The sequence below is a fragment of the Enterococcus olivae genome (genome assembly GCF_053760925.1).
In genome coordinates, this window is the sequence record NZ_JBSMVT010000017.1 from 24,004 (window position 1) to 40,019 (window position 16,016).

Sequence of the window (16,016 nt, forward strand, 5' to 3'; positions counted from 1 at the left end):
ACGCGCAGAAGGAATAAGAACCTAAACGGTCACTGATCTTCCTTCAACTTAAGTTTAACTATTTGAAATGAGGATCACACTTGTCGTAAAACAGTCGTTTGGATCTAAAACTTCAAGTTTAAAGGATAAAAAGGGAGTGTAGGAGAGATGAAAAAAAATCTTTTTGTTAAATTATTTGGTATTTTAGCGGTTTTGACATTAGCTGCTTGTTCGAATGACGGCGGAACTCAGGAATCTGCGGAAAGTGATACAAGTCAAAGTTCTGTAGCTGCGGAGACAGTTGAAATCACAGATGCTCATGGTACACTAGAAGTACCAGTCAATCCAAAAAATGTGGTTGCTTTAGACAGCAGAAGCTTTGAGACACTGGCAGACTGGGGAATTGAATTGGCAGCTGTTCCTAAAGCTGTCATGCCATCAGACTCTATTTATTATAATGACGATTCTGTCGAAGACATTGGCAATCACCGTGAACCTAATCTTGAAGCTTTAGCAGCTGCGAATCCTGAATTAGTGATCGTAGGTCAACGTTTTGGTGGATACTATGAAGAAATCAAAGCATTGGTACCAGATGCAGCTGTAATCGATTTAAACTTTGATGTTTCAGAAGAAGCGGAGACTCCTGGAGAAAACCTGATTGAAGGATTGAAAAACACCACGATCAGTTTAGGAAAAATTTTTGATAAAACGGCAGAGGCCGACGCACTGGTTGCTGAATTAGACGAAGCGATCACTGGAGCAAAAGAAGCCTACAATGGTACCGACACTGTCATGAGTGTAGTTGTGTCTGGTGGGAATATCGGTTTCTCTGCTCCTCATTCTGGACGTGTATGGGGTCCTTTGTATGAAGTTTTTGATTGGGTGCCAGCTTTGGATGTAGACAATACGACTTCTGATCACGAGGGAGACGAAATTTCTGTTGAAGCGATCGCTCAAAGCAATCCAGATTGGATTTTTGTTCTAGATAGAGATGCAGCAACTTCAGGGGATGAAGAACATTCTGTTCCTGCGCAAGATGTAATTGATGAATCTCCTGCTTTAGCAGATACAACAGCTATTACGGAAGAGCAAGTTGTCTATGCTCCAGCAGATACGTATACCAATGAATCGATTGAAACATTCATTGAATTGTTTGAAAATCTAGCAACCTCTTTATCTAAATAGTATGAGAATGTTTATCCTATTTTCCATATCTGTTTAAGATAGAACACCGATACTAATTATGGAAACGGGAGCGAAGAAAGTGCCAAAAACGACAAACGCTAGGGTTGAGAAAATTTCTCAACCCCAGTTTTCTACTAAAAAGAAATTATGGACAAAGCCTTTTATATTTGCGACGATCATTGTTTTGGGACTTGCGATTGTTTCGCTTTTTACTGGTGTGTATGATCTCAGTGGACAAGAAGACGGAATGAAAATGTTCTTCATCACTCGTGTGCCTCGAACAGTCGCTTTGATGCTGACAGGCTCAGCAATGTCAATGGCTGGTCTTGTGATGCAATTGATCACTCAAAACCGATTTGTTGAACCTACGACAACAGGAACGATCGAATGGTCGGGATTAGGCCTCCTGGTTGTCTATTTGTTGTTTCCATCACCTAGTTTGGTATTGAGAATGTCTGGTGCTATCGTTTTTTCTTTTTTTGGAACGATTATTTTCTTCTTATTTTTAAGAAGAGTTCGTTTACGCTCTTCACTGATCGTACCTATTATCGGAATGATGTTGCGAGCGGTGATTTCGTCAGTATCGACTTTTGTTGGACTGCTGTTCCAGATGACACAAAATATTCAAAACTGGTACGTAGGATCATTTGCACCGGTCCAGATTGGACGTTATGAATATTTGTGGTTGATCATCGGCGTAACTATCCTGATTTTTCTTTATGCGGATCGGCTAACTTTGGCAGGATTAGGTGAGGATTTTGTAACGAATCTAGGAGAGAGTTACAATAAGATCGTCCTACTGGGAACAATTTTGATCTCACTGGCCGTAGGAATCGTTGCGGCAGTCATCGGGAATTTGCCGTTTTTGGGATTGATCATACCTAATATTGTATCGATTTTTAGAGGAGACGATCTTAAAAGTAATCTACCTTGGATCTGTGTGACTGGTTCGGGTGTGATTATGGCTTGTGACATCCTTTCTCGGACGATCATCATGCCTTTTGAAGTTCCCGTATCTTTAATACTTGGAACATTAGGAGCCTTTGTATTTATAGCTATTCTATTGTTCCAGCGAAAAACAAGGAGACTCCGATGAATAGTAGCAAACATAGAATGTTAAAAGAAGATGTACCAACAGTAACTAGAGCCTCAAAGGCCTTTCGTTCCAAAAAAGACGAAAGACGTTACTGGATTTTACTGCTAGTCTTGTTGGTTTTAGGTGCATGTTCTACATATGGATTATTGGTTTACAACAATCCGATACCGGTGGATTCATCTTCTTTTCTTCCGGTCGTTAGAAGGAGAATGATCGCAGTCGTTGCGATGATCATCGCAGCTATCTGCCAAAGCTTGTCGACGATCGCCTTTCAATCGATCACCAATAATCGCATTATTACACCCTCACTGCTAGGATTTGAATCACTTTACTCAACGATCCAGACAAGCACGATTTTCTTTTTTGGAGCAAATGCACTGATCAGCTTCAAGGGAACCAGTGCGTTCTTTATCCAGGTCTTGGCCATGGTGTTTTTGAGTTTGATGCTTTACGGTTGGTTGCTCTCTGGTAAGTATGCCAATCTGCAGCTGATGTTGCTGATTGGAATCGTGATCGGTACAGGGTTAGGTTCTCTGTCAAGCTTTATGCGAAGACTGCTTTCACCATCAGAATTTGATATTTTACAAGCTCGTTTGTTTGGTTCTGTCAACAATGCAGATGCAGAGTATTTTCCGATCGTGATTCCTTTGGTGATCCTGATTGCCCTTTCATTGATGCTGTATTCAAGGAAATTGAACATTGTTTCTCTTGGGAAGGATGTTTCTACGTCCTTTGGCATGAACTATCGCAGCAGCATGATCTATATTTTGGTGTTGGTTTCCGTATTGATGTCTATTTCGACAGCATTGGTCGGTCCGTTGACCTTTTACGGATTTTTAGTTGCGACACTCACTTACTTGGCAGCGCCGACTTACGATCATCGCTATGTATTTCCAATGGCTTTGGCAATTGGCTTTTTGATCATGACGAGTGCTTACTTTTTCATGTACCATGTTTTCAATGCGCAAGGAGTCGTTTCTGTTATTATTGAATTGTTTGGCGGTCTGACCTTTTTGATCGCAATACTAAGGAAGAGGATTTTATGATAAAACTAAACAATATAAAAAAATCATATACTGAAGAAGTTCAAATTGGCTCGTTGAATATTGAGATTCCCAAAGCCGGCTTTACTTCTTTGATCGGTCCAAATGGTGCCGGAAAATCAACGACCTTATTGATGATCGGTCGGCTGTTGTCGATGGATGAAGGGCACATCGAAGTAGCGGGGATGGATGTCTCAACTTCCAAATCAAAGGATTTAGCGAAGGTCTTGACGATTCTGCGACAGGAAAATCATTTTGTAACTCGCTTGACCGTTCGACAACTGGTTGGTTTTGGTCGTTTTCCTTACAGTAAAGGACGTCTGACCAAACAAGATGAAGAAATTGTTTCCAAATATATCGATTTTCTTGGTCTAACGACGTTAGAAAATCGCTATTTGGATGAACTTTCTGGTGGACAACGACAAATGGCTTATGTAGCAATGGTTTTATGTCAGGAAACGGAATACGTTCTATTAGATGAGCCACTAAATAATTTAGATGTTGCGCGCTCTGTTCAAATGATGACACATTTAAGAAAAGCCGCAGATGAATTTGGACGAACGATTTTGACAGTGATGCATGACATCAATTTTGCAGCAAAATATTCTGACCGGATCTGTGCAATGAAAAATGGGCAGATCGCTGCTTTTGGTAGTGTAGATGAAGTGATGCAACCAAAAGTTTTAACGAATATTTTTGATACAAATATCGAAGTGATCGAAGGACCGTATGGACCGATTGCTATTTATTAGAAACAAATCGAGAAGGAGCTGCTTCTCGATTTGTTTCTTTTTATCCATCTAACAACTATTTTTTACTTGAGAAATCTTGTAGAAAGAAGTGAAGTATGCTATTCTCAAGCAAATTTCAAGTAGAGGAGAAGAACAATGAAGACATTCCAGGAACTGTTAGACCTTTTTCACTCGCATGCAGATCAGGAGAAAGCCACAAAAATGTCGACCTATATGAGAAATCAGTTTTTATTTTTAGGGATTTCTGCGCCTGTTAGGAAACATTTGATAAAAGAATTTTATCAAGCAGCAAAGCAAATCAAAACGGTGGATTGGCATTTTATCCAGCAGTGCTGGGCAAGTCCCTATCGAGAATTTCAATATGTAGCGATTGGGTATCTAACAATTTTACGCAAACAGCTAACTCCTAATGACGTACCGAAGATCAAACAACTAGCACAAACAAAACCTTGGTGGGATACCATCGATGGAATAGATAAGCTAATGGAAGAAATCGCCTTTAATTTCCCTGAAGTGAAAAAAATTCTCGTATCCTGGAGTGTAGACGAGGATTTTTGGTTAAGAAGAATCGCAATCGATCACCAGTTATTACGCAAACACGAGACCGATGTCCAATTGTTGGAGCAAATCTTACTCAATAATTTGAATCAAACAGAATTTTTTATTAACAAGGCGATCGGTTGGAGTTTAAGGGACTATTCGAAAACAAATCCTGAATGGGTAAGAGCGTTTATTGAAGAGAATAAGACGGGTCTTTCCTCATTAAGTATTCGAGAAGCGAGCAAATATCTTTAAATAAAGAGATTTTAGTTGCAATCCTTCTATATAAGTGTTAAGTTATTAAAGTAATACTTTTTGATATGTGATTAAAATATGTTTATCTTACAAAAATAATGATACGCACTTCTATTTACACTTCATTTTTTATTACAAATAAACACACTTGATGTGTAATTTGGAGGTACGTTATGAATAACGGTACAGTAAAATGGTTTAACTCAGATAAAGGTTTTGGCTTTATCACAACTGAAGATGGAACTGATGTGTTTGCACACTTCTCAGCTATCCAAAGTGAAGGCTTCAAAACTCTAGAAGAAGGTCAAGCAGTATCTTTCGATATCGAAGAAGGACAACGTGGACCACAAGCTTCTAACATCGTTAAAGCTTAATTGATTGAATCAATGAGAACCAGCTATCAAAAGTAGCTGGTTTTTTTGTGTTCTTTGACTGATGAAGCGTCCCTTCCTTAACAAATAAGGGCTCTTCTAGGACTTAAGTCTGATTTTACTATTCGTTTCCATTTTTACTTTACCTGTCGTAGTAATTGTCTTATAATTATTACGACAGATGAAGTAATTTAGGAGGAATGGCATGATCACAAGTGATGGTATTCGTGGATATAATGATGTCATCATTTTATCCATCCTAAAAGAAGGTGACTCCTATGGTTATGAAATTTCAAAAAAAATTCGAGCAAAAACGAATGAGCTGTATATTATCAAAGAAACAACTTTGTATTCAGCTTTTACTCGATTAGGTAAGCAAAAATTGATTGAATCATATCCTGGTGAACTAACACATGGGAAAAAAAGAACGTATTATCGAATCACTGAAAAAGGAAAAGAAATTCTTGAAGAAAAAAGACAAGAGTGGGAACAGACAAAATTCGTCGTCGATGAATTTTTAAAAGGGGGAGCTAAGAATGAAGATTATTAAGGAATATTTAGATAGTTTATTTTTAACTGTGCCAACTACACCAGAAACACAACGAGCAAAAGAAGATTTGCTGGCTATTATGGAAGATCATTATCATGAATTAATTGCAGAAGGAAAGAGTGAACACGAAGCAATTGGTGCCGTAATTAGTGAGTTTGGCTCAATTGATGAAATTTTAGCCGAATTGGATGTACAAGCAGAAAAACCAGAGGAACCGTCTTTTGAAGAAGAGAGAGCAGATGCAATTGATTTAGAAGAAGCCTTTGATTTTTGGGGAACAACAAGAAAATTTGCGTTTGAACTTTCATTAGGGATATTCTTGATCTGCTTAAGCGTTTCAGCGAGTATGTTTATGGATAACAATGAATATGGTGGGCTGTTTTTCCCTTTAGCTATTCTTTCATTTTTTATCTTAGTATTAGGGGGAATCGGCTTTATTGTTTCGGGTTCTATGAAGTATGTTGCTGCTAAAAAATTATTAGAGGATCGTCCTTTGAGTAATGAAGTGCTTGAAGAAGCTAAAGAACAAGTGTTAGACTATGAAAAAAGCTTCCGTGTGGGTTTAATCAGCGGAATTGGTTTATGTGTGCTGTCGATCCCTTTACTGATTATTTTTGTGGAATATTTTTTCGCTGAATTATTTGCTGTCAGTGTTTTTTTCGGAACTGTAGGCGTGGGCGTTTTCTTAATTGTTTATTCTAGTGTCGTTCGCAATGGTTTTTTGAAAATGGCAGCTGGACAATTCTTTGTTTCGGATTCGGACGAGCCCGGTCCACGAGCTACTCGCTCTGAGTATGGTGAAGCCACACCGTTTATTATGTTATTGAGAAACGCTTACTGGCCGGCAGTCGTGGTTATGTATCTGCTTTGGTCTAGCATTACTCATTCATGGCATTATAGCTGGTTAATTTTTCCGATAGCTGCGTTCCTCAATACGTTTCTTGTATCCGTGCTAAAACAACATAGATAAAAAAAGTTGTGGCGTATTTGTCACAACTTTTTATTTTATTTAAATTCAATTGAGAATCAAGAGAGGTAATTGAGAATGGTGTTGGTATTAATAGAATCAAATTCAAATGATAACTATTGAAATGTTTCTCACACTATTTTTTTAAATCATTGGATGAATCGTTGATAATTCAACGATAAAATTATATATAACAGTATTTTATTTCACAAACAAAATTTATTGGAAGAATTCAGGCAAAACGATTGACCTTATTTCTGAGTTTCTATATAGTAATTAATAGAGATTATTCTCAAATAATTATTCTAATTGGAGGACGTAAAATGTCATTAATCGGAAAAGAAATTGTAGAATTTAAAGCTAATGCTTACCACAAAGGTGAATTTATTGAAGTATCTTCAGAAGATTTCAAAGAAAAATGGAGCATCGTATGTTTCTATCCAGCAGACTTTACTTTTGTTTGCCCGACTGAATTAGAAGACTTGCAAGAGCAGTATCCTACATTGAAAGAATTGGGTGTTGAAGTTTACTCTGTTTCAACAGATACTCACTTTACACATAAAGCATGGCATGATCATTCAGATGCAATCGGTAAAATCGAATACATCATGATCGGCGACCCATCTCATGTCATTTCAGAAGGTTTTGAAGTGTTGGATGAGGAAGGTTTGGCACAACGTGGAACATTCATCATTGATCCAGATGGTATCGTGCAAGCAGTTGAAATCAATGCAGACGGTATCGGACGTGATGCCAGCAGCTTGATCGACAAAATCCGTGCTGCTCAATACGTTCGCACACATCCAGGTGAAGTTTGTCCTGCGAAATGGAAAGAAGGGGCAGAAACATTAAAACCAAGTCTAGATCTAGTAGGTAAAATTTAAGGAGGGCTATCATGGCATTAGATACAGAAATCAAAGGTCAATTAGCTCAGTATTTAGAACTACTGGAATCTGACATTGTTTTTAAAGCAAGTTTGGCTGAAGACGAAAATTCAGTAAAAGTAAGAGAGTTTTTGGAAGAAATCACTGAGATGTCTCCTAAACTTTCTGTCGAGGAAGTGACACTTTCTCGTACGCCAAGTTTTGCTTTGGCACAACCTGGTCAAGAAGCACGTGTTGAATTTGCTGGATTACCTTTAGGACATGAATTCACTTCTTTTATTCTTGCTTTGCTGCAAGTAGCTGGTCGTGCACCAAAAGTAGATGAAGCAATTGCTAAAAGAATCAAAGCAATTGATAAAGAGCTTCATTTTGAGACATATGTAAGTCTGACTTGTCATAACTGTCCGGATGTTGTTCAATCACTCAACATCATGTCTGTATTAAATCCTAAGATTTCCCATACAATGGTTGAAGGCGGTATGTTCCAAGAAGAAGTAGAAACGAAGAAAATCATGGCAGTTCCAACGGTTCTTCTGGGTGAAGAAGAATTTGCAAGTGGTCGTATGACGATCGAACAATTGGTAGAATTAGCTGCTGGTCCAACAAGTGCCGATGAATTTGCGGATAAAGATGTGTTTGATGTTTTAGTTGTCGGTGGTGGTCCTGCGGGTAACAGTGCAGCGATCTATGCTGCTCGTAAAGGAATCAATACCGGAATGGTCGTTGAAACTTACGGCGGCCAGGTCATGGACACAGTGGGGATCGAAAATATGATCGGTACGCCATACACTGAAGGTCCTCGTCTGATGGCACAAGTCGAAGAACACGTGAATCAATACAATGTAGACATCATGAAAAACCAACGTGCGAAATCAATTCGTAAAAACGAGTTGATCGAAGTGGAATTAGAAAACGGGGCTGTTTTAAAAGCCAAGTCAGCGATCTTATCTGTAGGTGCTGCTTGGAGAAACGTCAACGTTCCTGGTGAAGAAGAGTTTCGTACAAAAGGTGTAACGAACTGTCCACATTGTGATGGTCCATTGTTTACAGGCAAAGATGTTGCAGTTATCGGCGGAGGAAACTCTGGGATCGAAGCAGCGATCGATTTGGCTGGTTTGGCAAAACATGTTTATGTCTTGGAATTCTTGCCTGAATTGAAGGCTGACCAAGTGCTGCAAGATCGTGTCAACTCATTGTCTAATGTGACAGTGATCAAAAACGTCGCAACAAAAGAAATCACTGGTACGGATCAGGTCAATGGTATCTCTTATGTCGATCGTGAAACAAATGAGGAGCATCATATTGCTTTAGAAGGTGTCTTCGTTCAGATTGGTTTAGTGCCAAATACTGCTTGGTTACGTGATTCAGAAGTGAAATTAAATGAACGCGGTGAAATCGCGGTCGATGGTCATGGAATGACAAGTTTGGAAGGTGTCTTTGCTGCAGGTGACTGTACTGACAGTGCCTACAAACAGATCATTATTTCAATGGGTGCCGGTGCCACAGCGGCTCTAGGTGCATTTGATTACATGATTCGTCAATAATAGATCCTTCGAAAAGAGAAATCCACAGTGATTTCTCTTTTTTTGTTTTTTAAATCAAGATTAAGAGTAGTTGTCATTCTGTAGGAATTGAATTATCCTTATAAGCAAGAGTTGATTGAAGGAGAAGCAAATGTTTAAGAAACGTTATCTAGTGATTTTCGCATTGGTCATTTGTAGCTTGATCAGTGTGGTAATCCAAAAATACAGCGGACGATTGTATCAGGAACCAATAGTAAAGATCGAACAGGTGACCATCGAAGAGGGACAACAAATCATTGAAGGTAAGATAGTCAATGGCGATAATCGAGGAGCAATCGTTGATTTGCATGCTCCTTATCAAGAGAACGAGATTGAATATGTTCATTTACAGCCTGGGGATCAAGTTTTTTACAGAAATTCTGAGGTTCTGGAGAAGAAAAGAGATGGTCTTGTCTTTTTTGTCATTAGTTTACTCTTACTGACACTCCTGTTTATCGGTGGGAAAACTGGGCTGACAACTTTTCTCAGCGTTGTTTTAAATAGTCTGGCCTTGTATTTTATGATCTGGTTTTACCGCACCTACTCACAATTCCCTCTAGTACAGGTGACACTTGGCTATATGGTATTTGCGGTAGCAGTCACCTTGTTTTTGATTGATGGGATTCAAAAGAACAGCTTGAAAAAATTTTTATCTACTTTGGTAACAATTTTGCTCGCTTTTTCGATTTGTTATTTTTCAATGGAACTATTTAATGATCGGGGTCTTCGTTTTGAAGATATGGGGGTACTGACAAGACCCTACCGCCCCATTTTTTTAACCAGTCTGTTGATCGGAGCAATTGGTGCTTCTTTGGACACAGTGGTTACAGTCATCTCTACTCTGGAGGAGATTGAGAAGCAAAATTCACGGGTATCGATGAGCCGATTGATTCAGTCTGGAAGAGTCGTCGGCAAAGATATCAGTGGGACAATGATCAATGTTTTAGTGTGTTCCTACCTTAGTAGCAGTATACCGATGATTCTATTGTATCTTTTTAATGGTTGGTCCTTTTTTCAAACGATCAATACCTTGTTATCATTGGAAATGGTTCGTATTTTATGTGGTGGATTCGGAATTCTGTTTTCAATCCCCGTTGCACTGGGATTTTTCTATTTAGGGAGGACAGATAAATGAATGTTCTTACCTTACTATTGTTGCTATTTGTCTTATCGACTAGCTTGATTCTAGGAAAAAGCGCCTTTTATGTGCTAAGTGGCTTATTTATCAATACAGCGTTGTTTTTATTGTTCATTTTTTTGTTGCATCTTCAGTTTTCAGTGTATCTAGTCAGTTTGTTGTATATATTGGCAAACAGCTTAGTGACCTTGGCTTATGTGAACGGATGGACAGAGAAGACCAAAATTGCTTTTTACAGTATGGTCTTGTTTTTATTCCTACTGACAATTATATTTATCCCCTTGTTACAGGCCTTGGCTATTCATGGGTTTCCTACACAAGAATTTGAGGAATTGTCTGTGATGGACTTAAATTTGCCGATCCGTTTTTCAGAATTAAGTGTCTCAGTGTTGCTGATCGGAGTCTCGGGGGCTTTGGTCGATGGAAGTATGTCGATCGCAAGTGCTACTTGTGAATTGTTCCGTCACAAAGAAAAAGAGCTAACTTTTCAGCAGCTCTTTCGTTCAAGTATGACGGTTGTTAAAAGTATCTTGAATTCTACAGTCAATACCTTGTTGTTTGCCTTTATCAGTAGTGGAATTGCACTGATTTTTTGGTATCAGGACTTGAGTATTCCTTGGCAAATGATGTTGAATTCCAAAGATTTTGTCTCAGAACTGATGATTATTTTACTTTCAGGTTTGGGGGTTGCTTTGTTGTTACCCTTTACCAGTTTGGTTACTAGCTGGTATCTGTTAAAAAACAATACTTTTGATTCTTAGAGGGTCTAACTTTCACAAATACTATTATGCATAGAGGAGCAATCCGATCACCCCTGTGATTAGTAGCAACACGATTGGATTGATTTTATATTTTCTCAAAACAAATAATGAGGCGGCAAATAGAATGACTGCGACGATATTGCCATCCATCTGTTCAAAATCCAAAGAAGATACTCCGAAAAAAGACAATAAAATAATTGTTGCAGCTGCTGAAGCGATCAATCCTATAGAACTAGCTTGCAAGCCTTTTAAAACATTTGCCACAAAGTCGATATTTTGGTGCTTGGTAAAAAATCTGTACAGGAAGATCGAGCTGAGAGTTCCTGGTAGAATATTGCCAAAGGTGGCGGCGATGGAACCAGTGATACCACCAATTCTTATACCAACAAAAGAAGCGGTGTTTACCACTAATGGACCGGGTGTCATTTGAGAAATCGTAATGATGTCGGTATATTCTTGAAGGGTCAACCATTGATACGCATGGACTACCTGTCCATGAATTAGAGGAATGATTGCGTAGCCACCGCCAATGCTAAAAGTTCCGATTTGTAGGAACACTAAAAAAAGTGTCATAGTTGCTTTGTTCAACGAAAACCACTCCTTTTTTTCTTCGTTAAATACGTTTGGATCAGACATAAAACTGCGCTAAGAAGGATCAGTAGTAAAACATTGATGTTAAAAATAAAGCTAGCAGTAAAGACAGCGATTGGCAGAAAGGTCATCAAAGCATTGTTCTCTTTTAGGATCACACGACTCATATCGATCAACAAGTCAACAATGATGGCAGCGACTCCAGCTTCCATTCCCTTAAGAATCGCTGAAACGATCGAGTTGTCACGAAAAGCCTGATAAAAGACAGAGAGCAGTGAGATGATCACTAAGGGAGGAAGGACGGCTGATGACAGCTCCTTTAATTCCAGCTATTCGATAGCCAACCAACACGGCTATAATTACAGCAATGGCCCCTGGTGTGGATTGAGCGATCGCTGACATATCCATCAATTCTTTCTCACTCAGTAATTCCAACTTTTCAACAAAGGATTTTCGCATCATGGGGATAGCGATGATGTAACCTCCACCAAATGTGAATGCACTGATGGAGAATGTGATTCGAAAAAGTAAAAATAAAATTTTGAATGATTTGAACATCTTCATAAAGAGCTCCTTTTTCTGAATTGTTTCGTAATCTTTATTATATACGTTGATAGAGTTCTATCCCGTGTAATTGGTTGTCAATACTTTTAAATGGAGAGGACGAAGAATCTTCTTCTGACATTGTTCAAGTACGTGTGATAAAAGACTATGCTTTTAACATTCATGGGTACAATCAACGTTATTCTAATGGTATTATCGACAGGTATTATTGGATAACTATCAGTAAGCAACATGAAGAAAACGGATTGGACTTTTTGAGAAAAGAGGCACCCTTAACTCCTACTGAATTGAGAGTAACAGAGCATTTATATAATGGTCTTACATATCGGGCAATTGCAGAAAAGATGGTCATCAGCTATCATACACTAAAGAAGCATGTGCAAAATATTTATATGAAATGCGGTGTTAGTAGTCGATATGAATTGTCTAAATGGATAGATAACAGAAAATATTACTAGATGCGCTAGTATTTTAAAGGAATTTAAAAAGTACATTTCCTGGGAAGGAATGTGCTTTTTTTGTTGAATTTTTTAAGGATGAGACACAAAGTATTTTTGTTCATAGAGAGGTCAATTTCAAATATAAGGAACATTCCCTATATAAAATAGTACAATTGGCTAATATTTATTAAGCGTTTTCTTTGTTACACTTTTAACATGAAGGAAGATCAAAAAAAGTGAAAGGAGAGAGACAAGTGTCACGTAAAGGAAATGTATTCAATATTCAAAGATATACTTTGCATGATGGTCCTGGATTGAGAACTGAATTATTTTTAAAGGGCTGTCCGTTGAGATGTTCCTGGTGCAGCAACCCTGAGAGCTGGTCAGTACGTACAGAATTAGGTGCGTATACGTCCAAGTGTATTTCTCGCGAAAAATGTGGACTTTGTGAAAGTATTTGCTCTTCAAGTGAAGTGCTGCACTTTGAAAACAATAAATTGAACGCCATAGATTCCAAAAAATTAAAAATTTTGAAGAATATGCAGAGGCATGTCCATCAGATGCGATCAAGCAATGGGGAGAGATGATGTCTGTTGAAGAATGTATGGAAGTGATTCGAAAAGACAAAGGCTATTATGACCGTTCTGGTGGTGGAGTGACAGTTTCCGGTGGAGAAGCTCTGATGCAAAGTGATTTTGTAGCAGATTTGTTCAAGGCATGCAAGGAAGAAGGAATTCAGACTTGTTTTGAGACAACTTTTCATGGCAGATGGAAAGAAGTAGAAAAGTTGATTCCTTATACAGATTTATGGATCTCAGATATCAAACACATGGATTCGGAAATCCACCGAGAACATACTGGGGTGCATAACAACAAAATCTTGGAAAATCTAAAAAAAATAGTAGAGGACAATCGAGAATTGATACTAAGAATCCCGGTGGTCCCAGATGTCAACGATGACATGGTAAATATTGAGGCAACCGCTGACTTTATTCTGAATGAAATGAGCGGGCGAGTAAGAACGCTGCAGCTATTGAGCTTCATGCGTCTGGGTGTTGAAAAATACGAAGCACTAGGTATCCCTTATGGAATCGAAGGGGTCCACGTTGACAGGGAATCTTTTCAAAAACGTGTTCGGAAAATTGCCGAATATTTTAAGAGTCGAGGCACTCATTGTTTAGTAGGGACAAAGGAAAAACATTAAATATTTTTTTATAAATAGAGGAGGATTTTTGAAATGAGTATCACGCTTACAGAAGCACGTGGAACAGAACCTTTTGATCAAACCTATGGTATTGGTTATCAGGTGAATCATGCGGACTGGTCACCATTTCCCCGTGTTAACAAACTGAGACAAACCTTTTTAGACCGTCCGTATGATGTTGATGTTGAAAGGCTAAGATTAATTACAGAAGCATACCAAAAGTATGAAGGTTATCCTCGCAAACTTGTTTGTGCCAGAGCCTTCTAAAACATTTTGCTCAATGTTGGACTGGAAATTTATGAGGATGATTTGATCGTTGGTAAGATTGCCGCTCCGGCGAAAGCATCCCCAATTTATCCAGAGTTTTCAGTTAACTGGATCATTGATGAAATCTTGCACTCTCCATTTGAAGAACGTCCGAACGACCAGTTTTATATCAGAAATGATGAAGAGAGACAAGAGATTTTGGAACTTTGTGCTTGGTGGAAAGGAAAAACAATCGATGATTTGGTCAATGTGAGACTGGATGAAGATCAAGTAAAAGGATCGGAAGTAGGGGAAAGAATTTTCCAGACCAATCTGTATCACTATGCAGGAACTGGTCATTTAGCGATCAACTATCCAAAATTGATGGAAGTTGGATTTGCTGGTTTAGTTAGAGAAGCAAAAAAACACTTGGAAACTCTAAGTAAAAGAGACCCCGATTATGGTGATAAAAGAGATCAATACCAAGCAATGATCATCATGCATGAAGCTGCAATGAAATATACGGAACGTTATGCAAAATTGGCTGAAGAAAAAGCCGCTATCGAAAAAAATGAACAACGGAAGCAAGAATTAGAAGAGATGGCTGCGAACTGCTATCAGATTGCTAAAGGAGCGCCAGAAAACTTTTGGCAGGCACTGCAACTGTTCAACATTGCCACAGCACTGATTCAAGTTGAAAGCAATGGTCACTCGATCTCTTATGGACGAATGGATCAGTGGCTACAGCCTTATTACGAAGCAGATATCCAACAGGGCAAAATTACAAAGGAATTCGTCTTGGAGCTGCTTGAAGTAGAATACGTCAAGAGGCTTCAATCAGGAAGAAGGTTGGCAACTTTATGAAGAGCACGGATTTTCTCAAATCAAATTCGGTACGACAGACGAAGCCGTTCAACTATTATTAACGCTGAAGGAGGAGCAAATGCATGAGTATTCTAATTAACGAAGAGACTCCCATGCTGATTATTGGTATCACAGGAAAGCAAGGAAGAATCCACTGTAAAAGAACTTTGGAGGCAGGTTCAAAATTGCTAGCTGGTGTCTCACCAGGGAAAACCGGAGAATTAGTGGAAGGAGTTCCTGTTTTCGATTCGGTAAAGGATGCGTTGGTTTCTTATCCAGAAATAAAAGCTGCCATGCTACTGGTACCTAAACAATTTGTGAAGGATGCTGCTTTGTCTGTTGTTAGAGAAAGAATCGAGTTACTCGTCATCATTACCGAGTTCGTTCCAGTCTTAGATACGCTGGAAATAGTTAAAGAAGCAAAATTATATGGAACTCAAGTGATTGGACCAAATACGATTGGTGTGATCTCGTCTGGACAGTCAAAATTGGGTATTATGCCAGACTACATCTATGGTCAGGGACATATTGGTTTGATTTCTAGAAGTGGTACGTTGACCCATGAGACGGCTTCTAATCTAACCTTCAAAGGATATGGCCTCTCTACTTGTGTCGGAATTGGCGGGGATGCAATTGTAGGTATGAATCATGCTGAAGTAATTGAATACTTTGCAGAAGATGATGACACAGATCTGATCGTTCTCATTGGTGAAATCGGGGGAACCAGCGAAGAGCTTGCTGCTGAAAAAATCAAAGAATTGAATTTGAAGAAACCGGTGTGTGCCTATATCGCGGGTATGTCAGCACCAGAAAATAAAAGGATGGGTCATGCAGGAGCAATTGTCAGTGGAAATATGGGGACTGTCAAGTCGAAAGTCAACGCATTGGAAAGTGCAGGAGTGACTGTATGTCCTACTCTGGGTAAGATTGTCGATTTTGTTGAGAAAAATAGTGCTGAAAATAGCAGATTACAATCAATCGCAGCAAAAGTCAATTGATTGTATGAGATTCCACACATAGGTTA

The 16,016-nt window shown here is 38.7% G+C and carries 17 protein-coding genes and 2 pseudogenes; 17 read left to right on the forward strand and 2 right to left on the reverse strand.

Going from position 1 to position 16,016, the window contains the following annotated elements; genetic code table 11:
• Positions 1-147: 147 nt before the first annotated feature.
• The 12 genes from ACWODM_RS11005 to ACWODM_RS11060 all read left to right on the forward strand — a co-directional run bounded on the left by ACWODM_RS11005 (position 148) and on the right by ACWODM_RS11060 (position 11,083).
• A complete protein-coding gene (locus tag ACWODM_RS11005; protein ID WP_455321422.1) occupies positions 148-1,164 on the forward strand; it encodes a siderophore ABC transporter substrate-binding protein in 1,017 nt (338 codons plus the stop codon).
• Between the two features lie 79 nt (positions 1,165-1,243).
• A complete protein-coding gene (locus tag ACWODM_RS11010; protein WP_455321423.1) occupies positions 1,244-2,260 on the forward strand; it encodes an ABC transporter permease in 1,017 nt (338 codons plus the stop codon).
• A complete protein-coding gene (locus tag ACWODM_RS11015) occupies positions 2,257-3,306 on the forward strand; it encodes an iron chelate uptake ABC transporter family permease subunit (protein WP_455321424.1) in 1,050 nt (349 codons plus the stop codon). Before ACWODM_RS11010 ends, ACWODM_RS11015 begins: the two co-directional genes overlap by 4 nt.
• Positions 3,303-4,055 carry an iron ABC transporter ATP-binding protein gene (locus ACWODM_RS11020; protein ID WP_455321425.1) on the forward strand — a complete coding sequence of 251 codons (753 nt, stop codon included), beginning with the start codon at positions 3,303-3,305 and terminating at the stop codon, positions 4,053-4,055. Before ACWODM_RS11015 ends, ACWODM_RS11020 begins: the two co-directional genes overlap by 4 nt.
• A 135-nt stretch (positions 4,056-4,190) precedes the next feature.
• Positions 4,191-4,850: a DNA alkylation repair protein gene (locus ACWODM_RS11025; RefSeq protein ID WP_455321426.1), complete on the forward strand. Its 660-nt coding sequence runs from the start codon at positions 4,191-4,193 to the stop codon at positions 4,848-4,850.
• Positions 4,851-5,023: 173 nt separating this feature from the next.
• Positions 5,024-5,224, forward strand: coding sequence for a cold-shock protein (locus ACWODM_RS11030; protein WP_455321427.1), 201 nt, complete (start codon positions 5,024-5,026; stop codon positions 5,222-5,224).
• Between the two features lie 202 nt (positions 5,225-5,426).
• The gene (locus ACWODM_RS11035; RefSeq protein WP_455321428.1) at positions 5,427-5,771 is read left to right on the forward strand and encodes a PadR family transcriptional regulator; all 345 of its coding nucleotides are present in this window, start codon (positions 5,427-5,429) and stop codon (positions 5,769-5,771) included.
• Positions 5,758-6,741: a permease prefix domain 1-containing protein gene (locus tag ACWODM_RS11040; protein WP_455321429.1), complete on the forward strand. Its 984-nt coding sequence runs from the start codon at positions 5,758-5,760 to the stop codon at positions 6,739-6,741. The genes ACWODM_RS11035 and ACWODM_RS11040 overlap by 14 nt, the downstream gene beginning before the upstream one ends.
• A 320-nt stretch (positions 6,742-7,061) precedes the next feature.
• Positions 7,062-7,622 (forward strand): alkyl hydroperoxide reductase subunit C, encoded by a 561-nt coding sequence (ahpC, locus tag ACWODM_RS11045; RefSeq protein ID WP_455321430.1) that lies wholly within the window; start codon positions 7,062-7,064, stop codon positions 7,620-7,622.
• 11 nt (positions 7,623-7,633) lie between these two features.
• The gene (ahpF, locus tag ACWODM_RS11050; RefSeq protein ID WP_455321431.1) at positions 7,634-9,166 is read left to right on the forward strand and encodes an alkyl hydroperoxide reductase subunit F; all 1,533 of its coding nucleotides are present in this window, start codon (positions 7,634-7,636) and stop codon (positions 9,164-9,166) included.
• Positions 9,167-9,296: 130 nt separating this feature from the next.
• A complete protein-coding gene (locus tag ACWODM_RS11055; RefSeq protein ID WP_455321432.1) occupies positions 9,297-10,319 on the forward strand; it encodes a YibE/F family protein in 1,023 nt (340 codons plus the stop codon).
• Positions 10,316-11,083, forward strand: a complete 768-nt coding sequence (locus ACWODM_RS11060; RefSeq protein WP_455321433.1) for a YibE/F family protein — start codon at positions 10,316-10,318, stop codon at positions 11,081-11,083. The genes ACWODM_RS11055 and ACWODM_RS11060 overlap by 4 nt, the downstream gene beginning before the upstream one ends.
• A gap of 24 nt (positions 11,084-11,107) precedes the next feature.
• On the opposite strand, the gene ACWODM_RS11065 is transcribed toward ACWODM_RS11060, so the two are convergent.
• Together ACWODM_RS11065 and ACWODM_RS11070 are read right to left on the reverse strand one after the other, a co-directional pair.
• Positions 11,108-11,671, reverse strand: coding sequence for a chromate transporter (locus tag ACWODM_RS11065; protein ID WP_455321434.1), 564 nt, complete (start codon positions 11,669-11,671; stop codon positions 11,108-11,110).
• Positions 11,668-12,238 (reverse strand): annotated as a pseudogene (locus ACWODM_RS11070) (chromate transporter). The gene ACWODM_RS11065 and the pseudogene ACWODM_RS11070 overlap by 4 nt, the downstream one beginning before the upstream one ends.
• 134 nt (positions 12,239-12,372) lie before the next feature.
• On the opposite strand from ACWODM_RS11070, the gene ACWODM_RS11075 reads away from it, so the two are divergent.
• The 5 genes and pseudogenes from ACWODM_RS11075 (at position 12,373) to sucD (ending at position 15,990) form a co-directional block, all read left to right on the forward strand.
• Positions 12,373-12,696, forward strand: coding sequence for a response regulator transcription factor (locus ACWODM_RS11075; protein ID WP_455321466.1), 324 nt, complete (start codon positions 12,373-12,375; stop codon positions 12,694-12,696).
• Between the two features lie 236 nt (positions 12,697-12,932).
• Positions 12,933-13,882 (forward strand): annotated as a pseudogene (gene hpfH, locus ACWODM_RS11080) ((2S)-3-sulfopropanediol dehydratase activating enzyme).
• A gap of 33 nt (positions 13,883-13,915) precedes the next feature.
• Positions 13,916-14,149 (forward strand): hypothetical protein, encoded by a 234-nt coding sequence (locus ACWODM_RS11085; RefSeq protein ID WP_455321435.1) that lies wholly within the window; start codon positions 13,916-13,918, stop codon positions 14,147-14,149.
• Between the two features lie 42 nt (positions 14,150-14,191).
• Complete coding sequence (locus tag ACWODM_RS11090; RefSeq protein ID WP_455321436.1) at positions 14,192-14,992, forward strand: pyruvate formate lyase family protein; 801 nt, start codon at positions 14,192-14,194, stop codon at positions 14,990-14,992.
• Between the two features lie 83 nt (positions 14,993-15,075).
• A complete protein-coding gene (gene sucD, locus ACWODM_RS11095; protein ID WP_455321437.1) occupies positions 15,076-15,990 on the forward strand; it encodes a succinate--CoA ligase subunit alpha in 915 nt (304 codons plus the stop codon).
• Positions 15,991-16,016 lie beyond the last annotated feature (26 nt).

Bases quoted from the DNA above. Each gene is read 5' to 3' on its own strand.
- ACWODM_RS11085 (WP_455321435.1), top strand. From the start codon at position 13,916: ATGAGTATCACGCTTACAGAAGCACGTGGAACAGAACCTTTTGATCAA.
- ACWODM_RS11025 (WP_455321426.1), top strand. From the start codon at position 4,191: ATGAAGACATTCCAGGAACTGTTAGACCTTTTTCACTCGCATGCAGAT.
- ahpC (WP_455321430.1), top strand. From the start codon at position 7,062: ATGTCATTAATCGGAAAAGAAATTGTAGAATTTAAAGCTAATGCTTAC.
- sucD (WP_455321437.1), top strand. From the start codon at position 15,076: ATGAGTATTCTAATTAACGAAGAGACTCCCATGCTGATTATTGGTATC.
- ahpF (WP_455321431.1), top strand. From the start codon at position 7,634: ATGGCATTAGATACAGAAATCAAAGGTCAATTAGCTCAGTATTTAGAA.
- ACWODM_RS11015 (WP_455321424.1), top strand. From the start codon at position 2,257: ATGAATAGTAGCAAACATAGAATGTTAAAAGAAGATGTACCAACAGTA.
- ACWODM_RS11055 (WP_455321432.1), top strand. From the start codon at position 9,297: ATGTTTAAGAAACGTTATCTAGTGATTTTCGCATTGGTCATTTGTAGC.
- ACWODM_RS11060 (WP_455321433.1), top strand. From the start codon at position 10,316: ATGAATGTTCTTACCTTACTATTGTTGCTATTTGTCTTATCGACTAGC.
- ACWODM_RS11005 (WP_455321422.1), top strand. From the start codon at position 148: ATGAAAAAAAATCTTTTTGTTAAATTATTTGGTATTTTAGCGGTTTTG.
- ACWODM_RS11040 (WP_455321429.1), top strand. From the start codon at position 5,758: ATGAAGATTATTAAGGAATATTTAGATAGTTTATTTTTAACTGTGCCA.
- ACWODM_RS11035 (WP_455321428.1), top strand. From the start codon at position 5,427: ATGATCACAAGTGATGGTATTCGTGGATATAATGATGTCATCATTTTA.
- ACWODM_RS11020 (WP_455321425.1), top strand. From the start codon at position 3,303: ATGATAAAACTAAACAATATAAAAAAATCATATACTGAAGAAGTTCAA.
- ACWODM_RS11030 (WP_455321427.1), top strand. From the start codon at position 5,024: ATGAATAACGGTACAGTAAAATGGTTTAACTCAGATAAAGGTTTTGGC.